The sequence below is a fragment of the Vibrio sp. 10N.261.52.A1 genome (assembly GCF_002876325.1).
Lineage (GTDB): Bacteria > Pseudomonadota > Gammaproteobacteria > Enterobacterales > Vibrionaceae > Vibrio > Vibrio chagasii.
Genome location: NZ_MCYD01000837.1, coordinates 1 through 1,200, shown reverse-complemented (window position 1 = coordinate 1,200; position 1,200 = coordinate 1). Strand labels below are relative to the sequence as shown.

The following is a 1,200-nucleotide window of genomic DNA, read 5'->3' as shown; positions in this document are numbered from 1 at the left end:
AAATCGACCTTGATGACAACAATCAAAGCCATAAGAAAATGAGCATGGCGATGGCATGGGCACCTTACGTGCTGCTCGCTGTGACTCTGGTTGCTAGCCGTGTAAGCCCTGAGTTCAAAGGCCTACTGAAGAGCGTTAGCCTTTCATTCAGCAACATCCTTGGTGAGACAGGCGTAAGCACAGCGATTCAACCTCTTTATCTGCCGGGCGGTATCCTAGTATTTGTTGCGCTGGTTGCTGTTCTGATTCAAGACCGCAGCGCAGCGCCACTGGCAAAAGCGTTCGGTGAATCAAGCAAAACACTGATTGGTGCTGGTTTTGTACTGGTGTTCACCATCCCTATGGTTCGTATCTTCATCAACTCTGGCGTCAATGCAGCTGACCTAGCGAGTATGCCTGTAACAACAGCAAACTTCGCCGCTGACCTTGTGGGCCCTGCTTTCCCTGCATTGAGTGCTACAGTGGGTGCTCTAGGTGCCTTCATTGCGGGTTCAAACACAGTATCAAACATGATGTTTAGCCAGTTCCAATTCGAAGTAGCGCAAACCCTGACTATCTCAAGTGCAGTCGTCGTTGCCCTACAAGCTGTTGGTGCAGCAGCCGGTAACATGATTGCAATTCACAACGTAGTAGCCGCTTCGGCAACGGTAGGCTTGCTAGGACATGAAGGTGCAACACTACGTAAAACCGTTATCCCAACGTTCTACTACTTGATGATGACAGGAATCATCGGCCTAGTGGTTATCTACGGCTTCAATATGACAGACGCACTTATGTAAGCCATAAGTCGTCACCAAAGCACTTGGCGTTAATACTCAATTCCCCGACAGCAACACCGTCTAATAAGACAGTTGATGAGTTCCGGGATGGATACTAGAACACATCAACACTCACGGGTATTAACGCCATTTTCCCGAATTAAAGCAGCCCAAACCAAGCTCTCAAAGAAGAGTAACATCCCAAGAATTTAGGACTGAAATTATGATCATATCCGCATCGACTGATTACCGCGCCGCAGCAAAATCGAAATTACCTCCGTTTCTTTTCCACTACATTGATGGTGGTTCTTACGGAGAACACACCTTACGCCGCAACACGGCTGACCTTGCTGAGATTGCGCTAAAACAACGCGTACTCAACAACATGTCGGATCTAAACTTAGAAACCGAGCTGTTCGGCGAGAAGCTTGCGATGCCAATC

At 48.2% G+C, this 1,200-nt stretch carries 2 protein-coding genes; both read left to right on the top strand.

All coding sequences use genetic code 11. From position 1 onward, the window contains the following. Positions 1-779: L-lactate permease (locus BCT81_RS17825; protein ID WP_133152654.1), on the top strand; the 779-nt coding region annotated here is incomplete at its 5' end. A gap of 202 nt (positions 780-981) precedes the next feature. Then, positions 982-1,200 (top strand): alpha-hydroxy-acid oxidizing protein (locus BCT81_RS17820; protein ID WP_198596919.1); only part of this gene is annotated, 219 nt, incomplete at its 3' end.